Origin of the sequence: Streptomyces sp. NBC_00984, assembly GCF_045162475.1 — a bacterium.
GTDB lineage: Bacteria > Actinomycetota > Actinomycetes > Streptomycetales > Streptomycetaceae > Streptomyces.
Genome location: NZ_CP108734.1, coordinates 4,505,949 through 4,528,866, shown reverse-complemented (window position 1 = coordinate 4,528,866; position 22,918 = coordinate 4,505,949). Strand labels below are relative to the sequence as shown.

General features: G+C 69.4%; 18 protein-coding genes and 1 riboswitch. Of the genes, 11 read left to right on the top strand and 7 right to left on the bottom strand.

Annotation, left to right across the window (positions count from 1 at the left end; genetic code table 11):
* Positions 1 to 102 precede the first annotated feature (102 nt).
* The 3 genes from OG520_RS20095 to OG520_RS20085 all read left to right on the top strand — a co-directional run bounded on the left by OG520_RS20095 (position 103) and on the right by OG520_RS20085 (position 1,868).
* Positions 103 to 315: a DUF5326 family protein gene (locus OG520_RS20095; protein ID WP_399328768.1), complete on the top strand. Its 213-nt coding sequence runs from the start codon at positions 103 to 105 to the stop codon at positions 313 to 315.
* Positions 316 to 558: 243 nt separating this feature from the next.
* The gene (locus OG520_RS20090; RefSeq protein ID WP_399328711.1) at positions 559 to 1,329 is read left to right on the top strand and encodes an IclR family transcriptional regulator; all 771 of its coding nucleotides are present in this window, start codon (positions 559 to 561) and stop codon (positions 1,327 to 1,329) included.
* Positions 1,330 to 1,430: 101 nt separating this feature from the next.
* On the top strand, positions 1,431 to 1,868 hold the full coding sequence (locus tag OG520_RS20085; protein WP_072488197.1) for an SsgA family sporulation/cell division regulator: 438 nt from the start codon (positions 1,431 to 1,433) through the stop codon (positions 1,866 to 1,868).
* An 80-nt stretch (positions 1,869 to 1,948) separates the two neighbouring features.
* Here OG520_RS20085 and OG520_RS20080 read toward each other — a convergent pair whose 3' ends face one another.
* A complete protein-coding gene (locus tag OG520_RS20080; protein WP_406014072.1) occupies positions 1,949 to 3,310 on the bottom strand; it encodes a YibE/F family protein in 1,362 nt (453 codons plus the stop codon).
* 31 nt (positions 3,311 to 3,341) lie between these two features.
* A riboswitch (TPP riboswitch) is annotated at positions 3,342 to 3,475 on the top strand.
* Between OG520_RS20080 and thiC the strand changes: the two genes are divergently transcribed.
* Positions 3,468 to 5,243, top strand: coding sequence for a phosphomethylpyrimidine synthase ThiC (gene thiC, locus OG520_RS20075; RefSeq protein WP_399328713.1), 1,776 nt, complete (start codon positions 3,468 to 3,470; stop codon positions 5,241 to 5,243). (Overlaps the previous riboswitch by 8 nt.)
* Before the next feature lie 83 nt (positions 5,244 to 5,326).
* On the opposite strand, the gene OG520_RS20070 is transcribed toward thiC, so the two are convergent.
* From OG520_RS20070 to OG520_RS20060, 3 genes are all read right to left on the bottom strand, one after another.
* Positions 5,327 to 6,148, bottom strand: coding sequence for a hypothetical protein (locus tag OG520_RS20070; protein ID WP_406014071.1), 822 nt, complete (start codon positions 6,146 to 6,148; stop codon positions 5,327 to 5,329).
* A 182-nt stretch (positions 6,149 to 6,330) separates the two neighbouring features.
* Positions 6,331 to 7,389, bottom strand: a complete 1,059-nt coding sequence (locus OG520_RS20065) for a metallophosphoesterase (protein ID WP_406014070.1) — start codon at positions 7,387 to 7,389, stop codon at positions 6,331 to 6,333.
* A 173-nt stretch (positions 7,390 to 7,562) separates the two neighbouring features.
* Positions 7,563 to 8,675 (bottom strand): LacI family DNA-binding transcriptional regulator, encoded by a 1,113-nt coding sequence (locus tag OG520_RS20060; RefSeq protein ID WP_266416741.1) that lies wholly within the window; start codon positions 8,673 to 8,675, stop codon positions 7,563 to 7,565.
* Positions 8,676 to 9,046: 371 nt separating this feature from the next.
* Between OG520_RS20060 and hisC the strand changes: the two genes are divergently transcribed.
* From hisC to OG520_RS20035, 5 genes are all read left to right on the top strand, one after another.
* Entirely contained in the window at positions 9,047 to 10,126 is a 1,080-nt protein-coding gene (gene hisC / locus OG520_RS20055) for a histidinol-phosphate transaminase (RefSeq protein ID WP_399328716.1), read from the top strand.
* 291 nt (positions 10,127 to 10,417) lie between these two features.
* Positions 10,418 to 11,926, top strand: a complete 1,509-nt coding sequence (locus OG520_RS20050) for a cytochrome ubiquinol oxidase subunit I (protein WP_385336020.1) — start codon at positions 10,418 to 10,420, stop codon at positions 11,924 to 11,926.
* An 18-nt stretch (positions 11,927 to 11,944) separates the two neighbouring features.
* Positions 11,945 to 12,946 carry a cytochrome d ubiquinol oxidase subunit II gene (gene cydB / locus OG520_RS20045; protein WP_406014069.1) on the top strand — a complete coding sequence of 334 codons (1,002 nt, stop codon included), beginning with the start codon at positions 11,945 to 11,947 and terminating at the stop codon, positions 12,944 to 12,946.
* 107 nt (positions 12,947 to 13,053) lie between these two features.
* Positions 13,054 to 16,638, top strand: coding sequence for a thiol reductant ABC exporter subunit CydD (gene cydD, locus OG520_RS20040; protein ID WP_406014068.1), 3,585 nt, complete (start codon positions 13,054 to 13,056; stop codon positions 16,636 to 16,638).
* 58 nt (positions 16,639 to 16,696) lie between these two features.
* On the top strand, positions 16,697 to 18,403 hold the full coding sequence (locus tag OG520_RS20035) for a GAF domain-containing sensor histidine kinase (protein ID WP_399328719.1): 1,707 nt from the start codon (positions 16,697 to 16,699) through the stop codon (positions 18,401 to 18,403).
* Between the two features lie 36 nt (positions 18,404 to 18,439).
* On the opposite strand, the gene OG520_RS20030 is transcribed toward OG520_RS20035, so the two are convergent.
* Both OG520_RS20030 and OG520_RS20025 read right to left on the bottom strand, forming a co-directional pair.
* Positions 18,440 to 19,306 (bottom strand): Cof-type HAD-IIB family hydrolase, encoded by an 867-nt coding sequence (locus OG520_RS20030; RefSeq protein ID WP_399328720.1) that lies wholly within the window; start codon positions 19,304 to 19,306, stop codon positions 18,440 to 18,442.
* A gap of 154 nt (positions 19,307 to 19,460) precedes the next feature.
* Complete coding sequence (locus OG520_RS20025; RefSeq protein ID WP_406014067.1) at positions 19,461 to 20,360, bottom strand: LLM class flavin-dependent oxidoreductase; 900 nt, start codon at positions 20,358 to 20,360, stop codon at positions 19,461 to 19,463.
* A gap of 101 nt (positions 20,361 to 20,461) precedes the next feature.
* On the opposite strand from OG520_RS20025, the gene OG520_RS20020 reads away from it, so the two are divergent.
* Positions 20,462 to 20,773, top strand: coding sequence for a hypothetical protein (locus OG520_RS20020; RefSeq protein WP_406014066.1), 312 nt, complete (start codon positions 20,462 to 20,464; stop codon positions 20,771 to 20,773).
* Between the two features lie 52 nt (positions 20,774 to 20,825).
* Positions 20,826 to 22,031, top strand: a complete 1,206-nt coding sequence (locus OG520_RS20015) for a hypothetical protein (protein ID WP_406014065.1) — start codon at positions 20,826 to 20,828, stop codon at positions 22,029 to 22,031.
* 225 nt (positions 22,032 to 22,256) lie between these two features.
* On the opposite strand, the gene OG520_RS20010 is transcribed toward OG520_RS20015, so the two are convergent.
* Positions 22,257 to 22,799: an RNA 2'-phosphotransferase gene (locus OG520_RS20010; protein ID WP_406014064.1), complete on the bottom strand. Its 543-nt coding sequence runs from the start codon at positions 22,797 to 22,799 to the stop codon at positions 22,257 to 22,259.
* Between the last annotated feature and the right edge of the window lie 119 nt (positions 22,800 to 22,918).

Genomic DNA, 22,918 nt, shown 5'->3' with positions numbered 1-22,918 from the left:
GGTCGGTCAGGGGACTTCAAGGGCTGCGCGGCCCCCGTCGGCCCCCTCCGCGGCTCTAGCATCGAAGCAGGAACCCAAGGAGAAGAGGTAGCGACGATGGCCGTGCGGGAGATATTCGCTGGGATGCCCTGGTGGGTGAAGTGGATCGCGGTGCCGGTCATCGCGATCGTCGTGTTCGGCGGTCTGATCGCCAGCGTGATCGGGTTCGTGATCGGGCTGCTCTTCAAGGTCCTGATCTTCGTGATCCTGATCGGTGGGCTCGTCTTCGTCGTACGCAAGTTCATGTCGTCGTCCTCTTCGCGCGGCGACTGGTAGGACGATCGGAGACCGGCCGGGGCGTTAGCCCAGCTGAGCTAAGCGGAAGGCGAAACGACGCCCCTCGCGGACCCGGCCGATACAGTGGCAGTTCGCTGCCACCACCTGGGAATTAACAGTCCGTCACCACGCTGACCAGTGGTTTGTACGGCGTTCGGTCTCCGGACCCCAGCCATGCGGCAGCCCGTGGGGGCGGCCCCCACAGGCGGGCTGACCACCCGTCACCATGCCTGGGGGTGACTGTTGACCACGGCATCGAGCACTGCTGCCCCGACGCTGATCGGTTCGGTGCAGCGAGCGCTGAGGCTGCTGGAAGCCGTGGTCGCCCATCGTGACGGGGCGCCCGCGAAGCAACTGGCCAGGGAAGCGGGCCTTCCTCTTCCCACGGCCTACCATCTGCTGCGCACCCTGACGCATGAGGGCTATCTGCGCCGGGAGAACGGCGTCTTCCTCATCGGGACCGCGGCCGAACGCCTGGTCGGGGAAAGGACGCTGCAGAGTCGCCGCGGCAGAATGGCCGAGTCGCTCGGCCGCTGGCGCGACATCATCGGCGCACCGGTGTACTGCGCCGTCTACCGCGAGGGCGAGATCGAACTCATCGCGGTCGCCGACACCCCCGCCAACCCCGCCGTCGACGAGTGGGCGTCCTTCCGGGAGACCGGGCATGCCCACGCGATCGGCCAGTGTCTGCTGAGCCAACTCGACGAGAAGGCCCGCGAGGACCACCTGGACCGTCACCCTGTGCGTCCGCTCACCCGCTACTCGGTGAAGGACCGTGCGGCGCTCCTGGAACGACTGCGCTCGATGAAACGGATGGAACCCGTCATCGAGCGGCAGGAATACGCCTTGGGCACGGTCTGTGCGGCCATCCCGATCACAGCCGGATTCACCGCCGCCGCGATGGCGATTTCCGTACCCTTGGAACAGGAAAGCCGGTTGCTCCCCGCAGTCGAACAACTACGTGGCGAAGTGGCCAACCTCTTGCGTTCGCTCGTGTTCTCTATCAGTATCTGAAAAATCACTCCTTGTGATCTGCTATCGCGTGCACCACGATGGCGTCAATAGGGCCACGGGGGATCATTCCTGGCCAGATTCATCTACTGCGGGGTTGAACGATGCGCGAGTCGGTTCAAGCTGAGGTCATGATGAGCTTCCTCGTCTCCGAGGAGCTCTCTTTCCGGATCCCGGTGGAGCTCCGGTACGAGGTCTGCGATCCGTATGCGATCCGGATGACCTTCCATCTGCCCGGTGACGCCCCCGTCACCTGGGCATTCGGCCGTGAGCTGCTGCTCGACGGCCTCAACAGCCCCAGTGGTGACGGTGATGTGCACATCGGACCCACCGAGCCCGAGGGGCTTTCCGACGTACATATCCGGCTCCAGGTCGGCGAGGACCGGGCCCTCTTCAGGGCCGGTACGGCACCACTTGTGGCGTTTCTCGACCGGACCGACAAGCTTGTGCCGCTTGGGCAGGAGTGCACGCTGGGTGACTTCGAGGGCAACCTGGAGGACGCCCTGGGCCGGATCCTTGCCGAGGAACAGAACGCCGGCTGACAAGAACGGCGCCGCCGACCGGCTCGCCGGTCGAACACGGTACCTGCCGAATGGGTGAATTGTTCACCTGACGGAGACGTTCAAGGCTTCGTCCTACGACGACGGCCTTTCCCGGCCCGTACGGGTGCCGAAGCTCCGGCTTCCGCGCCGAGCCCTGTGCGGTCCGCGGAGACGACCAGCGCAGCGAGCACCGTCGTCACCGGCACCGAGGCGACCAGTCCGATCGAGCCGACCAGCGTTCGTATGATCTCCTCCGCCACCAGCTCGCTGTTGGCCACCGTCCCCACGCTGCTCTGCGCGATGGAGAACAGCAGCAGCAACGGCATTGCGGCGCCCGCGTAGGCGAGCACCAGCGTATTGACGACCGAGGCGATGTGGTCCCGTCCGATCCTGATGCCTGCCCGGTAGAGGCCCCGCACACCCAACGTCGGGTTCGCCTGGTGCAGTTCCCAGACCGCCGATGTCTGGGTCACGGTCACATCGTCGAGGACGCCGAGCGAACCGATGATGACACCGGCCAGCAGCAGACCGCTCATGTCGATGTGCGGGTACAGGCCGTGGATGAGGCCGGTGTTGTCGTCGGTGTTGCCGGTCAGGCTCGCCCAGCCGATGAAGAGCGATCCGAGCAGCCCGATCAGCAGCAGCGAGATCAGCGTGCCGATCACCGCGACCGAGGTGCGGGCGGTCAGGCCGTGGCACGTGTAGAGCGCGATCAGCATGATCGCGCTGGCCCCGACCACCGCGACGAGCAGCGGATTCGAGCCCTGGAGAATGGCCGGGAGGATGAACAGGGTCAGCACGGCGAAGGACACGGCGAGCGCGACCAGCGCCATCACCCCGCGCATGCGGCCCACCGCGACCACGACCAGGGCGAAGATCCCGGCCAGCAGGGCCATCGGGAACTTCCGGTTCACGTCCGTCACCGAATACTGCAGATCATGGGGCGCGTCGGGGGCGTACGCCACGACCACGCCCTGACCCTCGCGCAACTGGCGCGGTGCGTCCGGCGGGACGACCTCGGTGAAGGTCCGGCCCTTGTCGTGACCGGTCGTCACCTCGATCGTGGACTTCTTGCACAGTCCCTTTCCGCTTCCCGAGGGCGGTGAGGTGTCCCCGCCGACGGGCATCTGGACCACGTTCACGTCCTTGCAGCCCACCATGTCGACATTCACCACCTTTCCCTGCTGGGTCTGCCGGTCGAATCCGACGCCGGTCCGCTCGTGCGGCGGCGCACCACCCGGCCAGAGCGCCACCAGACCGACGACGACGGCGGTGGCGAACGGGATCAGTACGGCCGCGATGACCTTGCGCAGATGTTTGGAGACGGGCGCGGCAGGGCCGTGGCTGTGCGAGTGGCCGTGCTGATGGCCCTGCGGTTCATGCTCGATATCGAGGGACGTCACCGGCCGATCATCGCAAGAAGGGACGGGCCCTCTGTTCATTACGCCGGACGGGGCGCTAGCGTGGAGGAACCTTTGCACACGCGGGAGCTCGGAGCACCGGGCTGAGAGGGCGCTGATATCCGTACGTCCGTACGGGACAGGCTGCGCCGACCGCCGAACCTGTTACCGGGTAATGCCGGCGTAGGGAGTAGGTCTCATGACCACAGCGGACGCACGCACGCCTGCCTCGAACCAGAGCGACGAGGCCGGGAAGTCCATCGGCTGGCACAAGGGGTACGTCCAGGGCTCGCGCCCGGACCTCCGGGTGCCGGTCCGTCAGGTGCACCTCACCAACGGCAAGGACGTGACGCTGTACGACACGTCGGGGCCGTACACCGATCCCACCGTCGAGACCGATGTCCGCCGCGGGCTCGCACCGCTGCGGGAGAACTGGATCGTCGCCCGCGGTGACACCGAGGAGTATCCGGGCCGCCCCGCCCGCCCCGAGGACGACGGGCTCAAGCACACCTCGCCGCGCGGTGGACTGCGCAACCTCGACGCGGTCTTCCCCGGCCGCCCGCGCCTGCCGCGCCGCAGCCGGGACGGGCAGCCGGTGACCCAGCTCGCGTACGCCCGCCGGGGCGAGATCACCCCGGAGATGGAGTACGTGGCCATCCGGGAGAACGTCGAGCCCGAGGTGGTGCGCGAGGAGATCGCGGCCGGCCGGGCCGTGCTGCCGGCCAACGTCAACCACCCCGAGATCGAGCCGATGATCATCGGCAAGCGGTTCCTGGTGAAGGTCAATGCCAACATCGGCAACTCCGCGGTGACGTCCTCCATCGAGGAGGAGGTGGAGAAGATGACGTGGGCGACGCGCTGGGGCGCCGACACCGTCATGGATCTGTCCACCGGCCGCAACATTCACACCACCCGTGAGTGGGTTCTGCGCAATTCACCCGTGCCGATCGGCACGGTTCCGCTCTACCAGGCCCTTGAAAAGGTCGACGGCCGGGCGGAGGAACTGACGTGGGAGATCTACAAGGACACCGTCATCGAACAGGCCGAGCAGGGCGTCGACTACATGACGGTCCACGCCGGCGTGCGCCTGCCGTACGTACCGCTGACCGCCCGCCGCAAGACCGGCATCGTTTCCCGCGGCGGCTCGATCATGGCGGCGTGGTGCCTCGCGCACCACAAGGAGTCCTTCCTGTACGAGCACTTCGAGGAGCTCTGCGAGATCCTCGCGACCTACGACGTGACGTACTCGCTGGGCGACGGGCTGCGTCCCGGCTCGATCGCCGACGCCAATGACGAGGCCCAGTTCGCCGAACTGCGCACGCTCGGCGAGCTGAACACGGTCGCCAAGCGGTTCGGCGTCCAGACCATGATCGAGGGGCCGGGCCATGTCCCGATGCACAAGATCAAGGAGAACATCGACCTTCAGCAGGAGATCTGCGAGGAGGCGCCGTTCTACACGCTCGGCCCGCTGACCACCGATGTCGCTCCGGCGTACGACCACATCACCTCGGGCATCGGCGCGGCGATGATCGCGTGGTGGGGGACGGCGATGCTCTGCTACGTCACGCCGAAGGAGCACCTCGGCCTGCCCAACCGGGACGATGTGAAGACCGGCGTCATCACCTACAAGATCGCGGCGCATGCGGCGGACCTCGCCAAGGGGCACCCGGGGGCGCAGGACTGGGACGACGCCCTCTCCGACGCCCGTTTCGAGTTCCGCTGGGAGGACCAGTTCAATCTGGCTCTCGACCCGGACACCGCACGGGAGTTCCACGACGAGACACTGCCCGCCGAGCCGGCGAAGACGGCGCACTTCTGCTCGATGTGCGGTCCGAAGTTCTGTTCGATGAAGATCTCCCAGGACATCCGGCGCGAGCACGGCGGTTCGCAGACGGAGATCGAGGCGGGCATGGCGGAGAAGTCCAAGGAGTTCGCGGCGGCCGGCAACCGGGTCTATCTGCCGATTGCGGACTGACCGTATCCGGGAGGAGGTATCGCCCCGGGGACTCCTGTCTCCGGGGCGACCGCTCCTGCCGTCCGGCCGGTGTGTGGGCCCGGTCAGTCCAGTTCGTGCTCGGGACCGCCGAAGTCGGGGCTGGTGAAGTCCGGTGAGGTGAACGTCGGGCGGGGGCCCGCCGGGCCGTCGTCCGGGCTGGAGAAGTCCGGCCGGCTGTAGCCGATCTTCGGGATGCGGTTCGCCGAGCGGAGCGGTGTGCGGGAGGCGGGAGCGGCTCCGGGATCGGCGAGCGCGTCCCGCAGGAACGGCAGTATGCCGCGCTCCAGCAGGGCGTGGCGCCACGCCTCTCTGGCCCGTGCCACGTCCTCCGGCAATTCTTCCTCGGGGTCCTCGACGGGCTGCGACGTCGATCCGTTGCGCAGCGCGGTGATGAGCAGCCCGGCGGCGGCGACCAGGATGGCGGCGGCCGTGACCGCCGCGAAGAACCAGCCCGCGGAGACCATGGCGGAGGCGAAGGACGGCGGCGGGTCGAGCAGCCTCAGCAGGTAGCCCGCCAGCAGGAATACGAACGCGGCGGTTCCGGCGAGCACGGGTGCCAGGACCGTGACGACGGCTCCTACGCCGGCGCCCGACTGATGCGGACGGGTGGTGTCGGACCCGGGGCCCGTGTCCTGGTCCGCCTCTTCCGCGGGGCCGCGCAGTTCCTCGCGGGCCTGCACATAGTGCCTGTACTCGGTGGCGGCCGTCGAGGTGATCAGCTCCGTGGCGTCCAGCGCCATGGTGCGCAGCTGCACGGCGTTGAGCCGCTCGCCGACCGCGGCCAGATCCGGCCGTTCATGGGCATGGCGCAGTGCGTCGTCGAGGATCCGCTCGTACTCGGGGCGGTCCTCGGCCAGCAGGTGCGGAGCGCTGTTCATGTGCATCCCCCGATGCTCCGTAGGGCCTGAATGCCCGCTCGGAACGGGCAGTTGGGCGGAAACGGAGGAGAGCCTGCTACTGATACGCCGATGGTAGAGCGCCCACGGCACGGGGTGACAGGGGGTTTCCGGAAATAGGCGCAGTGGACGGCGTGGTCGGTTCGTGGATGCGTCTGCCCAGAAGAACGTCAGTCATGCAGGGGCAGTTGGACGACCAGCAGCTTTCCGGCCATGGTCACTCCGCCGTCCATGGCGATGGCGAGCCCGTCCGCGTATACGTGCGGACCTTCGACCACGGGGCCGGAGCCGTCCTCGCCGTCCTCCGAACCGACCTCTCCGAGGAGGTACGGAATGGGGCTGTGGCCATGGACGATGCGCTGTCCGCCGTAGGCCGACATCAGCTCCCGGACCGCCTGCGGACCCGACTCGTCACGGAAGGCGAACCGCTTGGTGAGCTTCCGGAAGAGGTCCCAGCACTCATCGGCGTCGTTACGCGTGAGGATGGCGTGCACGGTGTCGTTGACGTCCTCGATGGTGGTGCCGTATTCGAGGTAGGCCGTCGTGTCGGAGTGCATCAGCAGATGCCCGTCCTCCTCGACGATCGCGTCGAGCCGGGACATCCACTGGAGGTGGACGTCCTGGAGCCGCTCCATGTCGTTCTTCTGGCCGCCGTTGAGCAGCCAGGCCGCCTGGAAAGTGGCGGTGCCCGCGCCGGAGTTGACCGGGGTGTCGCTGAACCGCTTCGCGCCGAGGAGCAGCAGTTCGTGATTGCCCATCAGGGCCTTGCAGTAGCCGCCGGCGGCCGCGGCCTCGGCGGACAGGCGCATCACGAGGTCGATGACCCCGATGCCGTCGGGGCCCCGGTCGGTGAAGTCGCCGAGGAACCAGAGCCGGGCATTGCCCGCCGACCATTTGCCGTCGGCGTCGATGAGGCCCTGTTCGGCGAGGGCGGCGTGGAGCTCGTCCAGATAGCCGTGGACGTCGCCGACGACGTACAGCGGTCCGAGGCCCTGGTCCGGGACGGGCCGGGGGTCGGGGACGGCCGCGACCTGCAGGGTGTCACCGCGGTTGATCACGGGAAGATCGCGCGCGGTGGGGGTGTACCCCTCCGGCGGCTCGGCACCGGGGACGGCATTGCCCGGGTGCGGTGCCGATGGCGGCACCGGGTTCTGGGCATAGGGCGGTACGCGGAAGTCGCGCAACGTCGCAGTCCGCACCACGGGTTCCTGACCGGCCCCCTGTGTCATCGACCCCTCCACCACCGTCGCGCCGCCGTACACCTGACGGGCCCTGCTGGTCGGGGTGGTCCGCGGTGTCGTGCGCCCATCATAGGAATGCGGATCGTGCTCTGTGACGCACCAGGGGTGGTGAATCCGGACGCACGTCGGGTTCACCGGCCGATTGGTCCGAAATCGCCTGATCAATCCCCTGCCGGAGAGCGGGGTGCGCTGACCGTGGTGCGGGGTGGACGGCGTTGCGAGGAGGTCCGCACGATGAGTTCGGTCGGTATGACCTGCTCCACCGGTCCGTCCTGATCCACGCCCTCGATGGCGTCGATCAGGAGCTGGACGACCGCCGTGCCGATTCTGCGCGGCTTGAGCGAGAGGGTGGTGATGGGGGGCTCGGTCGTCGCGTACACGGTGGACTCGCTGCAGCAGACCAGCAGCAGGTCCTCGGGGACACGCAGGCCGTACCGGCGGGCCGCCGCCAGCAGATCGGTGCCGTTGGGGTCGAAGAGCCCGTAGACGGCGTCGGGCCGGTCAGGGCGGGCGAGCAGGCGGTCGGCGGCGACCGCGCCCGCGCACGGGTCGTGGGCGGGGTACGACTCGTACACCGGGTCCTGTCCCACGCGCTCGCACCAGTGGAGGTACGCGGTGGTGGAGAGGCGGGTGTACGTGTCGGTGGTGGTGCCGGTGAGCAGGCCGATGCGGCGGGCTCCGGCAGCGGCGAGATGGTCGAGCAGATCGAGCACGGCGGCCCGGTGGTCGTTGTCGACCCAGGCGGTGACCGGGAGGGTGCCGGCCGGACGTCCGTCCGAGACGACGGGCAGCCCCTGGCGTACGAGTTCCGTGACGACCGGGTCCTGGTCGGAGGGGTCGATCACGACGGTGCCGTCGAGGGCGACGTTCGACCAGACGTCGTGGCGTGAGGTGGCGGGCAGGATGACGAGGGCGTAGCCGCGGGCGAGCGCGGCGGAGGTGGCCGCTCTGGCCATCTCGGCGAAGTACGCGAATTCGGTGAAGGTGAAGGGTTCGTCCCCGTAGGTCGTCACGGTCAGGCCGATGAGGCCGGACTTGCCGGTACGGAGGGTTCGGGCCGCGGCGGAAGGGCGGTAGCCCAGGCGCTCTGCGACCTCGCGGACATGGCGGCGGGTGGCGTCCGGGAGCCTGCCCTTGCCGTTGAGCGCGTCGGAGACGGTCGTGATGGAGACTCCGGCCGCGGCGGCCACGTCCCGGATTCCCGCTCGTCCCTGTCGGCCGCCGCGCCGGGGTGTGTCCGTCCGGCTCACCTGGTGCTTCCCTGCTGCTGTCATGGCGAGCCGATAGTAGGGCTCGGAAGGGCGGTTGGCCTGGTCGCATATTCACTCGTTGACAGGCACGTTTTTGCATGATCATTCAGAGGCAAATGCCTTGCAAACCAAGGATGTTGAGGGGCCTGACCGTAGTGTGTCATGTGTCGAAGTCGATGGGCCTACTAAAGGGTCGATGTCTCGAAGAGGTCTCATCTCACCTCTTCGAGGGATGCGCGCCACGGAGTGAGCCACCGGCGCGCGCCGGAGCGGATAGCGCTCCCCCCATTCCTGGTCGCACCGGACGATTGGACCGCTCCGGCCATTCGCAGCAGCGCCCAATCCTCATAAGGTGAGCAGTATTGATGTGTACGGACGGTCGAGGAGGACCTGCGGTGAGCGAGACGAGCCCCAAGCTGCGCGCCGAGCTGGACGGCGTTCCCGCCTATGTACCGGGCAAGCCGGCCGCTGCCGGCGGACCGGTCGCGTTCAAGCTGTCCTCCAACGAGAACCCGTATCCGCCGCTGCCCGGGGTGATGGAGTCCGCCCTGGCCGCGGCTGCGAACTTCAACCGCTACCCGGACATGGCCTGCACCGGCCTGATGAACGAGCTGGCCGACCGTTTCGGTGTGCCCGTCTCGCACCTCGCCACCGGAACCGGCTCGGTCGGCGTCGCGCAGCAGCTGCTCCAGGCCACGTCGGGCCCGGGTGACGAGGTCATCTACGCCTGGCGCTCCTTCGAGGCGTACCCGATCATCACGCAGGTCAGCGGTGCGACCTCGGTGAAGGTCCCGCTGACCGACGGTGACGTGCACGACCTCGACGCGATGGCGGACGCGATCACGGACCGCACCCGGATGATCTTCGTCTGCAACCCGAACAACCCGACCGGCACCGTGGTGCGCCGGGACGCGCTGGAGCGGTTCCTGGACCGGGTGCCGGGCGATGTCCTCGTGGTGCTCGACGAGGCGTACCGGGAGTTCATCCGTGACGTCGAGGTGCCGGACGGCATCGAGATCTACCGGGACCGGCCCAATGTGGCGGTGCTGCGGACCTTCTCCAAGGCGTACGGCCTGGCGGGTCTGCGGGTCGGTTTCGCCGTGGCCCACGAGCCGGTGGCGGCCGCGCTGCGCAAGACGGCGGTGCCCTTCGGGGTCAGCCAGCTCGCGCAGGACGCGGCGGTCGCCTCGCTGCGTGCCGAGGACGAACTCCTGGGGCGGGTGGGCTCGTTGGTGTGCGAGCGCCAGCGTGTGCAGCGGACGCTGGCCGGCCAGGGGTGGAGCGTGCCGGATTCCCAGGCGAATTTCGTCTGGCTGCGGCTCGGGGACCGTACCGCCGACTTCGCCGCGGCATGTGAGCGGGCCGGCGTGGTGGTCCGGCCGTTCGCGGGCGAGGGCGTGCGGGTCTCGATTGGTGAGGACGAGGCGAACGACCTGTTCCTGAGGGTGGCGGAGTCGTACCGCAAGGAGCTGTAGGGCGGCCGCGCAGGCCGCCTGCGCGACTCGGGGACCGGGCCCCGCACCTCGTTCGAAGAGGTGCGGGGCCTTCTCGCTGTCGGGGTCCGTGTTGCTCCCGGGGCGTCTGGTTCGGGCAGATTGATCGGAACGTCCCAAGAGGGGTACCCCGCCCGAACGTCCCGAAAGTCTGTGCGCCATAATGCTTGTGAATGTGAACGCGTTCACAAGCATGTCCTGTTCCTCCCGTGATTAGTCGGATTTAAAGGGCAAACTGCCGGTGTGATTACGGCGACGTAAGGAGAAGACGACGTGGAGCTAGCTCTGGCGCCGGAAACCCTGGCGCGATGGCAGTTCGGTATCACTACCGTCTATCACTTCCTGTTCGTCCCCCTGACGATCTCTCTCGCCGCGCTCACCGCCGGCCTGCAGACCGCCTGGGTCCGGACGAACAACGAGAAGTACCTCAGGGCGACGAAGTTCTGGGGCAAACTCTTCCTGATCAACATCGCCATGGGCGTCGTCACCGGCATCGTCCAGGAGTTCCAGTTCGGTATGAACTGGTCCGACTACTCGCGGTTCGTCGGCGACATCTTCGGTGCCCCGCTCGCGTTCGAGGCCCTGATCGCGTTCTTCTTCGAGTCCACCTTCATCGGCCTGTGGATCTTCGGCTGGGACAAGTTGCCGAAGAAGATCCATCTCGCCTGCATCTGGATGGTCTCCATCGGGACCATCCTGTCCGCGTACTTCATCCTGGCGGCCAACTCCTGGATGCAGCACCCGGTCGGCTACCGGATCAACAAGGAACGCGGCCGGGCCGAGCTCACCGACTTCTGGCACGTGCTCACCCAGAACACCGCGCTCGCCCAGTTCTTCCACACCATCACCGCGGCCTTCCTGGTCGGCGGCGCGTTCATGGTCGGCATCGCCGCCTTCCACCTGGCGCGCAAGAAGCACATCCCGGTGATGCGGACCTCGTTGCGGCTCGGCCTGGTCACCGTGGTCATCGCCGGACTGCTCACCGCCATCAGTGGCGACCAGCTCGGCAAGGTCATGTTCAAGCAGCAGCCGATGAAGATGGCCGCCGCCGAGGCGCTCTGGGAGGGGCAGGACTCGGCGCCCTTCTCGATCTTCGCGGTCGGCGACGTGGCCAAGGGCCACAACACCGTGGAGATCTCCATCCCGGGGATACTGTCCTTCCTCGCGGACGACAGCTTCACTTCGTACGTCCCCGGCATCAACGACATCAACAAGGCCGAGCAGGAGAAGTTCGGACCCGGCGACTACCGGCCCAACATCCCGGTCGCGTTCTGGAGCTTCCGCTGGATGATCGGCTTCGGGATGGCGTCCTTCGCCCTCGGCATCCTCGGACTGTGGCTGACCCGGAAGAAGTTCATGCTGCCGCCGGGACTGCGGACCGGTGAGGACGAAGTGCCCCACCTGGTCCTCTTCAAGAACAAGGCCCTCAGCCCGAAGCTCGCCAAGTGCTACTGGATCGTCGCGCTCTGGACGCTGCTCTTCCCGCTGATCGCCAACTCCTGGGGCTGGATCTTCACCGAGATGGGCCGCCAGCCCTGGGTCGTCTACGGCGTGCTCCAGACCCGCGACGCGGTCTCCCCCGGCGTCTCGCAGGGCGAGGTGCTCACTTCGATGATCGGCTTCACCCTGCTCTACGCCGTGCTCGCGGTCGTCGAGGTCAAGCTGCTCGTGAAGTACATCAAGGCAGGTCCGCCGGAGCTCACGGAGGCCGACCTCAACCCGCCCACCAAGATCGGCGGCGACCATGACGACGCCGACCGGCCGATGGCCTTCTCCTACTGAGAGCAGAGGAGCTGAGAGATGGAACTCCACGACGTCTGGTTCGTACTCATCGCCGTCCTCTGGACCGGCTACTTCTTCCTGGAGGGATTCGACTTCGGGATCGGTGTCCTCACCAAGCTGCTGGCCCGCGACCGCAAGGAACGACGGGTCCTGATCAACACGATCGGGCCCGTCTGGGACGGAAACGAGGTGTGGCTGCTCTCCGCGGGCGGTGCGACCTTCGCCGCCTTCCCCGAGTGGTACGCCACCCTGTTCTCCGGCTTCTACCTGCCGCTGCTACTGATTCTGGTCTGCCTGATCGTGCGCGGGGTCGCCTTCGAGTACCGGGCGAAGCGGTCCGGCGAGAAGTGGCAGACCAACTGGGAACACGCGATCTTCTGGACCTCGCTGCTCCCGGCCCTCCTCTGGGGCGTGGCCTTCGGGAACATCGTGCGCGGCGTGAAGATCGACGCCGACATGGAGTACGTGGGCAACTTCTGGGACCTGCTCAACCCGTACGCCATCCTCGGCGGACTGGTCACGCTCTCCCTCTTCACCTTCCACGGCGCCGTGTTCGCGGGGCTCAAGACGGCCGGGGACATCCGGGAGCGGGCGGGCAGACTGGCGCTGAAGCTGGGGATCGTCACCGCGGTGCTCGCGCTCGGCTTCCTGATCTGGACCCAGCTCGACAACGGGGACGGCTGGAGCCTGCTGGCGATGATCATCGCTGTGGTGGCACTGGTCGGTGCGGTCGCCATGATCGCGGCGGGACGCGAGGGATGGTCGTTCGCGTTCTCCGGCGTGACCGTCGCGGCGGTGGTCGCCATGCTCTTCCTGACGCTCTTCCCGAACGTCATGCCGTCCTCGCTGAACGACGCCTGGAGCCTCACGGTCACCAACGCCTCGTCCACCCCGTACACACTGAAGATCATGACCTGGTGTGCGGGGATCGCCACCCCCGTCGTCCTGCTGTACCAGGGCTGGACGTACTGGGTGTTCCGCAAGCGCATCGGCACGCAGCACATCGCCGAGGCGCACTGAACGCATCTGAAGCCGGTCCGGAGGATCGCGGCCGGGGCACGACGCCTACCCTGATCCGCCGGACCGGCCCTGGTCCACCGACCGAGCTTGCCTAGGGGCTGTTTCACGTGAAACCGATCGACCCGCGTCTGCTCCGTTACGCCCGCGCCACCCGCCTCTTCCTGGCGGCCGTGGTGGCGCTCGGAGTTGTCGGGGCGGCGCTGGTCATCGCCCAGGCCATGCTCATCGCCGAAGTGGTGGTGGGCGGGTTCGAGGACGGACTGACGGTCTCCGCTCTGCGGACCCCGCTGATCCTGCTCGCCGCGGTCGCGCTCGGCCGAGGGCTGGTCTCCTGGCTGACCGAACTGGCCGCGTACCGGGCCAGCGCGGCGGTCAAGTCCGAACTCCGCGGCCGGCTGCTGGCGCGGGCCGCGGTGCTCGGCCCCGGCTGGCTGAACGGACAGCGCACCGGCTCCCTGGTGGCGCTCGCGACCCGTGGCGTCGACGCGCTCGACGACTACTTCGCGCGCTATCTGCCGCAGCTCGGCCTCGCGGTCGTCGTGCCGGTGGCGGTCCTTGCCAGGATCGTCACCGAGGACTGGGTCTCGGCAGCGATCATCGTGGTCACGCTGCCGCTCATCCCGCTCTTCATGATCCTCATCGGCTGGGCCACCCAGTCACGGATGGACCGCCAGTGGCGGCTGCTGTCCCGGCTCTCCGGCCACTTCCTCGACGTGGTCGCCGGACTGCCGACTCTGAAGGTCTTCGGCCGCGCCAAGGCGCAGGCCGAGTCCATCCGCACGATCACCTCGCAGTACCGCCGGGCCACGCTGCGCACCCTGCGGATCGCGTTCCTCTCGTCCTTCGCTCTGGAACTGCTCGCGACGCTGTCGGTGGCCCTCGTCGCCGTCACCATCGGCATGCGGCTGGTCCACGGCGAACTCGACCTCTACACCGGCCTGGTGGTGCTGATCCTGGCGCCCGAGGCCTATCTGCCGATCCGCCAGGTCGGAGCGCAGTACCACGCGGCCGCCGAGGGGCTCTCGGCCGCGGAGGAGATCTTCGCGGTCCTGGAGACCGAGCTCCGGCAGGACGGCACGGCGGACGTGCCCGGTTCACTGCGGCTGGAGCTGGAGGGGGTGACCGTGCGGCACGAGGGCCGTGCCGAACCCTCGCTGGACGGGGCCTCATTGGTGGTGGACGAAGGGGAGACCGTGGCCCTGGTCGGCCCCAGCGGCGTCGGGAAGTCCACCCTGCTCGACGTGGTCCTCGGCTTCACGCACCCCGACGAGGGGCGGGTACGCGTCGGCGGCGTCGACCTGGAGACGCTCGCGCCCGAGCGATGGCGGGAACGGATCGCCTGGGTGCCGCAGCGCCCGCACCTCTTCGCGGGCACCATCGCGGAGAACGTACGACTGGCCCGGCCGGACGCCGACGACAGCGCGGTGACGGCCGCGCTGCGGGACGCCGGGGCCTTCGACTTCGTGGCGGAACTGCCGGACGGGGTACGGACACTCATCGGCGAGGACGGCGCGGGCCTCTCCGCCGGACAGCGGCAGCGGCTCGCCCTCGCGCGCGCTTTCCTCGCCGACCGCCCGCTGCTGCTGCTCGACGAGCCGACCGCGAGCCTGGACGGCGAGACGGAGGCGGGGATCGTCGAGGCGGTACGGCGGCTGGCGGTGGGACGGACCGTGCTGCTGGTCGTGCACCGCCCGGCGCTGCTCTCGGTGGCCGACCGGGTGGTGACCCTCGAACCGGGCGCGACGGCGCGGCCGGCGATGACCGAGGCGTCCGCGGTCGTGCCGCGGCCGACGAGCGCTCCCGCCGACCGGATGGAGACGAGCGCTCCCGCCGACCGGATCGAAGAGGCAGCGGAGCCCGAGGTGCTGAGGGACACCGCGGCCCGCTCCGGCCGGGTCCTGGCACGGGTCAGGGAGGTCGCAGGGGCACAGCGCGGCCGGCTGGCACTCGCGCTGCTGCTGGGAAGCCTCGCCCTGGGGTCGGCCGTCGGGCTCATGGCCGTCTCCGGCTGGCTGATCTCGCGCGCCTCCGAACAGCCCCCGGTGCTCTATCTGATGGTCGCCGTGACCGCGACCCGCGCCTTCGGACTCGGGCGGGCCGTCTTCCGCTACGCCGAGCGTCTGGTGTCGCACGACGCGGTGCTCAAGATGCTCGCCGAACTGCGTGTCGCGGTCTACCGGGGCCTGGAGCGCGTCGCGCCCGCCGGACTGCGCCGGACCCGGCGCGGGGACCTGCTCTCCCGGCTCGTCGCCGATGTCGACGCCCTGCAGGACTACTGGCTGCGCTGGATGCTGCCCGCCGGGACCGCCGTGGTCGTCGGAACGGCGGCTGCCGGATTCATCGGCCGGCTGCTGCCGGCGGCAGGCGCCGTGCTGGCCGCCGGACTGCTGCTGGCCGGAGTGGGAGTGCCGCTGGTGAGCAGTGCCTGCTCCCGTCACACGGAACGCCGGCTCGCCCCCGCGCGCGCCGATCTGGCCACCCGGGTCACGGACCTGCTCGGCGGGACCGCCGAACTGACCGTCGCGGGTGCCCTGCCCGCCCGCGCGGAACGGACCCGGGACGCCGACGGCGTACTGACCCGCATCGCCGCCCGCGCGGCGACCGCCACCGCGCTCGGCGGCGGCCTCATCGCCCTGGTCGCCGGCCTCACCGTCGTCGCCACCGCGCTCGTCGCCCTTCCCGCCGTGCACGACGGCCGGCTCGCGGGTGTGGAACTCGCGGTGGTGGTGCTCACCCCGCTGGCCGCCTTCGAGGCCGTGACCGGTCTGCCGCTCGCCGTGCAGTACCGCCGGCGGGTCGAGCGGAGCGCGGAGCGGGTGTACGAGGTGCTGGACGCCCCGCTGCCGGTACGCGAACCCGACAGCCCGGCCGAGGCGCCCGCATCGCCCTTTCCGCTGGAGGTACGGGGGCTGTCGGCCCGGTACCCGGGAGCAGGCCGGGACGCCCTCGACGCCGTCGGCCTGACGTTGACGGCCGGCCGGCGTATCGCCGTCGTCGGCCCCTCCGGCTCCGGGAAGACGACCCTCGCGCAGGTCCTGGTCCGCTTCCTGGACGAGCGGGCCGGTACGTACCGGATCGGCGGCGTCGAGGCCCGTGCGCTGGAGGGGGACACGGTCCGGCGGTTCGTCGGGCTGTGCGCCCAGGACGCCCATGTCTTCGACAGCTCCATCCGGGAGAATCTGCGGCTGGCCCGAACCGGTGCGACGGAGGAGGAGCTGCGGTCCGCCCTCGGCCGGGCGCGGCTGCTCGACTGGGCCGACGCACTGCCCGACGGGCTCGACACCCTCGTCGGCGAACACGGCGCACGCCTCTCCGGCGGCCAGCGCCAGCGCCTCGCCCTGGCCAGGGCGATCCTCGCCGACTTTCCCGTCCTGGTCCTGGACGAGCCCGCCGAGCATCTCGACCTGGCGACCGCGGACGCCCTGACTGCGGACCTGCTGGCCGCCACCGAGGGGCGCACGACCGTGCTGATCACCCATCGCCTGCAGGGACTCGAAGCCGTCGACGAGGTGCTGGTGCTGGACGCCGGCCGGGTCGTGCAGCGCGGCTCGTACACCGATCTCGCCGCCGGGGAAGGTCCCTTGCGCCGGATGCTGGAGCGCGAGCGGGAGACCGCCCGGGTGCCGGGAGGGGCCGTGGGCGAGCGGGAGAGTGCGCGGGTGCCGGAGGGGGCCGTGGGCGTGCAGGTGTGAGCGGGGCGGCACGACAGCCGACTTTCCTCCCTAATCGGGACTAACTACTCTCGGGGGTATGCCGGAGCAGGACCCGAAGGACTCACTCGAAGCGGCTACCCGGGCGACACGCAGCCTGCAGGGCCTGTCCACGGAGATCACCGCCCGCATCCCCCAGCTGCTGGAAGCCATGCGCTCCGTCGGCGCGGGCCTGGAACTGCACTCCACCCTCGACCGGATCTGCGAGACGGCCGCCGAACTCGCCCGATCCCGCTACGCCGCCATCGGCGTCGTGGACGAGGAGGGCGAGGGGCTCTCCGACTTCGTCACGTACGGAGTGCCGGACGAGGTGGCGGAAGAGATCGGGCACCGCCCCGACGGGCACCGGGGACTGCTGGGCGCACTGATCCACGATCCGGTACCGGTGCGGCTCGCCGATCTGACGGCCGATCCGAGGTTCGCCGGTTTCCCGCCCGGCCACCCCCGGATGCGGACCTTTCTCGGCGTCCCGATCCGCGTACAGGGAGAGATCTTCGGAAATCTCTATCTGGCCGAGAAGGACGACGGCGGCGAGTTCAACGACTACGACCTGCACATGGTCCGGGTGCTCGCCACGGAGGCCGGGATCGCCATCGGCAACGCCCGGCTGTACGAGGCGGCACGCCAGCGCGAGCGGTGGATCGACGGATCGGTGGCTGTGACAACCGCCCTGCTCTCCGGCGGAGACGCCGACGACGCGCTCTCCGTCGTCGCCGAACAGGCCCGCCGGCTCGCCGACTCCGCCGCCGGGATCGTGCTGCTGCCCACCGAGGACGGCGGACTGGAAATCGTCGCCGTCTCCGCGGACGACCCCTCCTCCTCGCTCGGAGTGATCATCGGGCCCGAGAGCTCGGTGGCGGCGAAGCTGCTGGGCGGCGAGGCGGTCTTCGTGGACGATTCGGCCACCGACCCCCGCATGGTCACCACGCTGGCCCATCGGTACGGCCCGAGCATGCTGCTGCCCCTGCACAGCGGCGGGCGGGTGCTCGGCGCGCTCGCCACCCCCCGTGCCCGGGGTGGCAGGCCCTTCACGGAGGCGGAGCGGACCCTCGCCACCCAGTTCGCCTCGCAGGCGGCGCTCGCGCTGATGATGGCCGAGGCACAGCGGGACCGGGAGCGGCTGGCGGTCTACGAGGACCGGGACCGGATCGCCCGTGATCTGCACGATCTGGTCATCCAGCGGCTGTTCGCCACCGGGATGATGCTGGAGAGCGCCCAGCGCCGGTCGGTCGTGCCCGAGGTGCAGACCGGGGTCGGCCGGGCGGTCGACGAACTGGACGTGACCATCCAGGAGATCCGTACCGCGATCTTCGCGCTGCAGCAGGAACCCGCCGAGGCGCCTTCGGGGCTGCGCACCCGCGTCCTGCGCGAGATCAACATGGCGGCGGTCCCGCTGGGCTTCAAGCCCTCGCACCGCTTCCTCGGCCCGGTCGACTCGCTGGTCGGCGAGCTGACCGGCAAGAACCTCATCGCGGCGCTGCGGGAGGCGCTGTCCAATGCCTTCCGGCACGCCGAGGCGTCGTTGATCGACGTGGTCGTCGACGCGACCGCCACGCTGCCCGACGGGAGGGACGCGGTGCGGTTGTCGGTCGCCGACGACGGAGTGGGCATCCCCGGGGGCGGCCGTCGCAGCGGGCTGCGGAACCTGGCCCGCCGGGCGGAGTCGCTCGGCGGCGCGAGCTGGTTCGGGCCCGGGATCGGGGAGGACGGGGGCGGTACGACGGTGGTGTGGGAGGCGCCTCTGTGAAGGCGGCCGGGCCCTGCCTCTTCCGGAGGAGGGGGCTCAGCGCCCGATGCCGGACGCCCGGCGCTCGGCGATGATCCGCTCGATGACGACCGCGACACCGTCCTCGCCGTTGGTGGTGGTCCGGCCGGAGGCGGCGGCGAGCGCGGCCGGGTGGGCGTTGCCCATCGCGTACGACGTGCCCGCCCAGCTCAGCATCTCCACGTCGTTGGGCATGTCCCCGAAGGCGACGACCTCGGCGGGCGAGATACCGCGCTCGGCGCAGCAGAGCTCCAGCGTGCTGGCCTTGGAGACCCCGGGACCGCTGATCTCCAGCAGGGCCGTGGGGCTGGACCGGGTGAAGGAGGCTCGCTCACCGGCCGTCGTACGGGCCAGGGCGAGGAAGTCGTCCGGGGCGAGTTCGGCGTGGTGGGCGAGGAGCTTCAGTACGGGGGCGCCGGTGCCGGGCGCCTCCTCGTGCAGCAGCTTCTCGGCGACCGCGACCGAGGCACACGGGTCCAGGTGGAACGGCGGGTAGTCCGGTTCGTAGTGGATGCCGGTGGCCAGCTCGACGGCGAAGGTGGTGCCGGGGGCGGCGGCGCGCAGCGAGTGGACCACGTCGAGGGCGATGGCACGCTCCAGCGGCCGGACCTCGACCAGCTCGCCGCCGGCGTGCAGATCGGCGACCGCCGCGCCGTTGGCGCAGATCGCCAGGCCGTGGCCGTGCACATGGTCGCTGACGACACCCATCCAGCGGGCCGGGCGCCCGGTGACGAAGAAGACCTCGATACCGGCCTCCTCGGCAGCGGCGAGCGCGGCGACCGTACGGTCGGAGACCGTCTTGTCGTCGCGGAGCAGGGTGCCGTCCAGGTCGGTGGCGATCAGCCGGATAACGGCAGGCGAAGGCGAGTCGGTAGCTGAGGTCACCGGGCCATTCTCGCGCACGAGGGTGCACGGGCGTGCGGAGGGGCGCACATCTGAGGATGCGCGCCCGTGCGGAGGGGCGCACATCTGAGGATGCGCGCCCCTGACCAGGCGAACATGCCCGGTGTATATGCCAACGGTCCCGACGGCGGGCGGGTCAGTGGCCGAGCTGGGCCAGACCCTCGGTGGCGATGCGCTCGAAGACCTTCTCGTCCACCGCGAAGTCGGAGTCGGGGATCGGCAGGTGAACGACGATCTCCGTGAAGCCCAGCGCGAAGTGGGTGCCCGCGAAGTCGACGAAGGCGTCGAGGGACTGCAGCGGGCGGTCCGGGGTGAAGCCGGTGAGGAGGATCTTGTCCAGCTCGGCGACATCCCGGCCGATGGACTCGCAGGCCGTGCCCAGCTTGGTGAGCTGTCCCCGGATGGCCTCCACGGACTGCTCCGGGGTACCCGACTCGTACAGCTTCGGGTCGCCCGTGGTGACCCAGGCCTGGCCGTACCGGGCGGCGAGCTTCATTCCGCGCGGGCCGGTGGCGGCCACCGCGAACGGCAGCCGGGGCCGCTGCACACAGCCGGGGATGTTCCGGGCCTCGTTCGCCGAGTAGAACCTGCCCTCGTGCGTCACCGAGGGCTCACGCAGCAGCTGGTCGAGCAGCGGTACGAACTCGTCGAAGTGGTCGGCCCGCTCGCGCGGCGTCCACGGCTCCTCGTCGCTCCGGCGCAGTGTCGTGGCGTCGAAGCCGCTGCCGCCGGCGCCGATGCCGAGGGTGAGGCGCCCGTCGGAGACGTCGTCGAGCGTGATGAGGTCCTTGGCGAGCGTGACGGGGTGCCGGAAGTTGGGGGAGGTGACGAGGGTGCCCAGGCGCAGTCGGCGGGTGGCGGCGGCCGCGGCGGTGAGGGTCGGTATCGCACCGAACCAGGGGCCGTCGCGGAAGGTCCGCCAGGCCAGGTGGTCGTAGGTGTAGGCGGTGTGGAAGCCGAGGTCCTCGGCCCGCTGCCAGATCTTCTGTCCTTCGGCCCACCGGTGGATGGGGAGGATCACCGTGCTCAGACGCATGACCCCGACGATACGCGCGCTTCCCACTGCCACGGATACGGCGACGGAACAGATTCGGGAAGCCACGCCGACATCGCGACGGGGGCCGCTACCGTGGCGTCATGGGCACGCTGGGCAGGACCGAACTCGAGGCCATGATCGAAGAGGCGACTGTCGACGCCTACAACGAGGGCGAGCAGCTGACCGGTCTGTTCACCATGCTTGAGGAGTGCCTCGACCTGCCCTTCACCACCGCGGTTCTCGGCGTCGAGGTAACTGTGCACGGCGTCGACCTCACGCCCGACGGCAGGATCATCGCCCTGTGCTCCCGGGGCCGCGTCCGGCAGTCGATCGGCATCCTGGAGCTGCCGTTGCCCAGCCCGGCGCCCGAGGGGGCGGAGTGGATCGAGGTGTACCGCCACTGGGCCCCTTGAGGCCGGGCACCTCTCACTTCACGCGGAACTGGCTCGTACGAAAGGGCTGAACGTGGCTGAGGCCGCACAAGGCGCGCATCAGGGTGCCGGTGAACCGTCGCTCGCCGATCTCATCGAGCGCAGCGCCGAGTTGAAAGAGAAACTGGTCGCCTTCGCTCAGAGCGCCCGCTTCGACCGGTGGCTGACGCCCCTCCTGCTGGATGCCGCTGGGCCTGCAAGGCAGCTGGACGAGGGTGAGGCGATCCGGATCACCGACCACTTCATCCTGTGGTATCGGCTGCCGGACGGTTCGACCGTGGTGGACCGGTTCGTCGCCGGACGGAAGGACTTGACCGCGGCCGACCGGGAGATGCTGCTCGGCTGGCGTGACCCGGTCGAGGGCATCTTCGAGATCCAGCGCAAGGACGGGGATGCCGTCGTCCTGCTGAACCTTGTCGACGACCTGGAGTACCGCACGTACTCGAATGCCGGGCCGGCGGCGTTCCGCGGAGTGTCCAAGGGAGGATTCCTCCACACCTGCCTGGTACCCGTCCACTCGGGCGACGGGGCGTGGCTGGTGTCCGGGGCGATGTCGTACTACCCCAGGTCCAGTGCCACCGACATCGCACAGGCGGCGCTCGAACTGGCCACCGGCCAACCCGAGCTGGTCTTCCGCAACCCCGAAAAGGTCGAGCAGGGGTGGCAGCGGATGCGGGAGGACCGGGCCGCGTTCGTGGAGTTCTGCGGCAGCGACGAGCTGGTCCTTTCGCCTGCCGAAGCCGAGGACCTCCTCAACGCCCACTATCGCCACCGTCAGGAGGTCGCCGTCGCCGCACAGCCCGGCCGTGCCCCGCGCAGGCGGCTCCCCTGCCTGGACCTGCCCCTCTTCGAACTTCCGCCGGAACTGGCGGACTCGGACACCATCGGTGTCATCTACGACCAGATCGACGGGCTCAACTTCTACGTCGACTACGGGATGCTGCGGGACCTCTTCGCGGACCCCGCTGTCACGGGACGCAGGCGACACCAGGATCTGCTGCGCACGTACCTGCGTGAGGAGTCGATCGCGCCATTGCCGATCCGCCGTCTGGCCGCCGCTCACCCGGAGACCGCTGACGAGGTGTTCCGGAAGCTCCTGCGGAAACCCGGCTTCACCTGGAGCGAGCATGGTGAGAGGCTGCTGCGCCGACGCAAGCCCTGGTACTACGAGAACGAGCCCCGTCCGGGCGTTTCCGTCATCGGTGACCGCCTCAGCAGGCTCGCCGCCGGCGGCCGGTAGGCACCGTCCTGTATCGAGGAGGCCGTACAGCGGCAGCTCCGGCGCGAGGCCATCGACGAGTACATCGCCACCGCTGAAGCGGAGCACGGCCCTGTCGACCCTGCTGAGGTGGCGGACAAGGCCGAGCGCACCCGCGCCCACCACGCTGCCCACCACGGTGAGTCCGCTCCGGCGGACACCGCATGAGCGGGACTCTCGTTCTCGACAGCGAGGCCCTCTCGCTGATCAGTTGCGGAACCGCAGGAACGCGGGCGGTACGGCAGAGGTGAGCCAGACGCCGTTGGCGCTGACGTAGAAGGTGTGGCCCGCGTGGTGCATCGCGCCCGCGTCCACGGACAGGACGACGGGCCGGCCGCGCCGGGCACCGACCCTGGTCGCCGTCTCGCGGTCGGGCGAGAGATGGACGTGCGTGCGGTCCATGGGCCGCAACCCCTCGCTCCGGATCGAGTCCAGCGCGTGGCCCACCGTGCCGTGGTAGAGGTACGCCGGCGGTTCGGCCGGCGGCAGGTCGAGATCCACCGGGACGGTATGGCCCTGGCTCGCGCGGATCCGGTCGTTCTCGACGGCGAAGCGCTGCTTGTCGTTGACGGCGACGACATGGTCGAGCTCGGCCCGGGTGAGGGGGAAGTTGTTGCGGGCCACGGCCCGCAGCAGCGTGTCGATCGGCACCCAGCCGTTGGCGTCGAGCGTGATGCCGATCCGCTCCGGTTGATGCCGCAGGTGTTTCGAGAGGTACTTGGACACCTTGACGGTGCGTCTTTCATCCATACCGGCAGGGTGCCAGTGAGGGTCTTCCCGGTGCATGCGGGTTTCGCTCACGACGGGCCGAAGTAATTCTCCTCCACAGGTTTGATCCACAGTCAGTTCGACTTATCCACAGACTAATT

Bases quoted from the DNA above. Each gene is read 5' to 3' on its own strand.
- OG520_RS20085 (WP_072488197.1), top strand. From the start codon at position 1,431: ATGCGCGAGTCGGTTCAAGCTGAGGTCATGATGAGCTTCCTCGTCTCC.
- OG520_RS20080 (WP_406014072.1), bottom strand. From the start codon at position 3,310: ATGAACAGAGGGCCCGTCCCTTCTTGCGATGATCGGCCGGTGACGTCC.
- thiC (WP_399328713.1), top strand. From the start codon at position 3,468: ATGACCACAGCGGACGCACGCACGCCTGCCTCGAACCAGAGCGACGAG.
- OG520_RS20070 (WP_406014071.1), bottom strand. From the start codon at position 6,148: ATGCACATGAACAGCGCTCCGCACCTGCTGGCCGAGGACCGCCCCGAG.
- OG520_RS20065 (WP_406014070.1), bottom strand. From the start codon at position 7,389: ATGACACAGGGGGCCGGTCAGGAACCCGTGGTGCGGACTGCGACGTTG.
- OG520_RS20060 (WP_266416741.1), bottom strand. From the start codon at position 8,675: ATGACAGCAGCAGGGAAGCACCAGGTGAGCCGGACGGACACACCCCGG.
- cydB (WP_406014069.1), top strand. From the start codon at position 11,945: ATGGAACTCCACGACGTCTGGTTCGTACTCATCGCCGTCCTCTGGACC.
- OG520_RS20035 (WP_399328719.1), top strand. From the start codon at position 16,697: ATGCCGGAGCAGGACCCGAAGGACTCACTCGAAGCGGCTACCCGGGCG.
- OG520_RS20025 (WP_406014067.1), bottom strand. From the start codon at position 20,360: ATGCGTCTGAGCACGGTGATCCTCCCCATCCACCGGTGGGCCGAAGGA.
- OG520_RS20020 (WP_406014066.1), top strand. From the start codon at position 20,462: ATGGGCACGCTGGGCAGGACCGAACTCGAGGCCATGATCGAAGAGGCG.
- OG520_RS20010 (WP_406014064.1), bottom strand. From the start codon at position 22,799: ATGGATGAAAGACGCACCGTCAAGGTGTCCAAGTACCTCTCGAAACAC.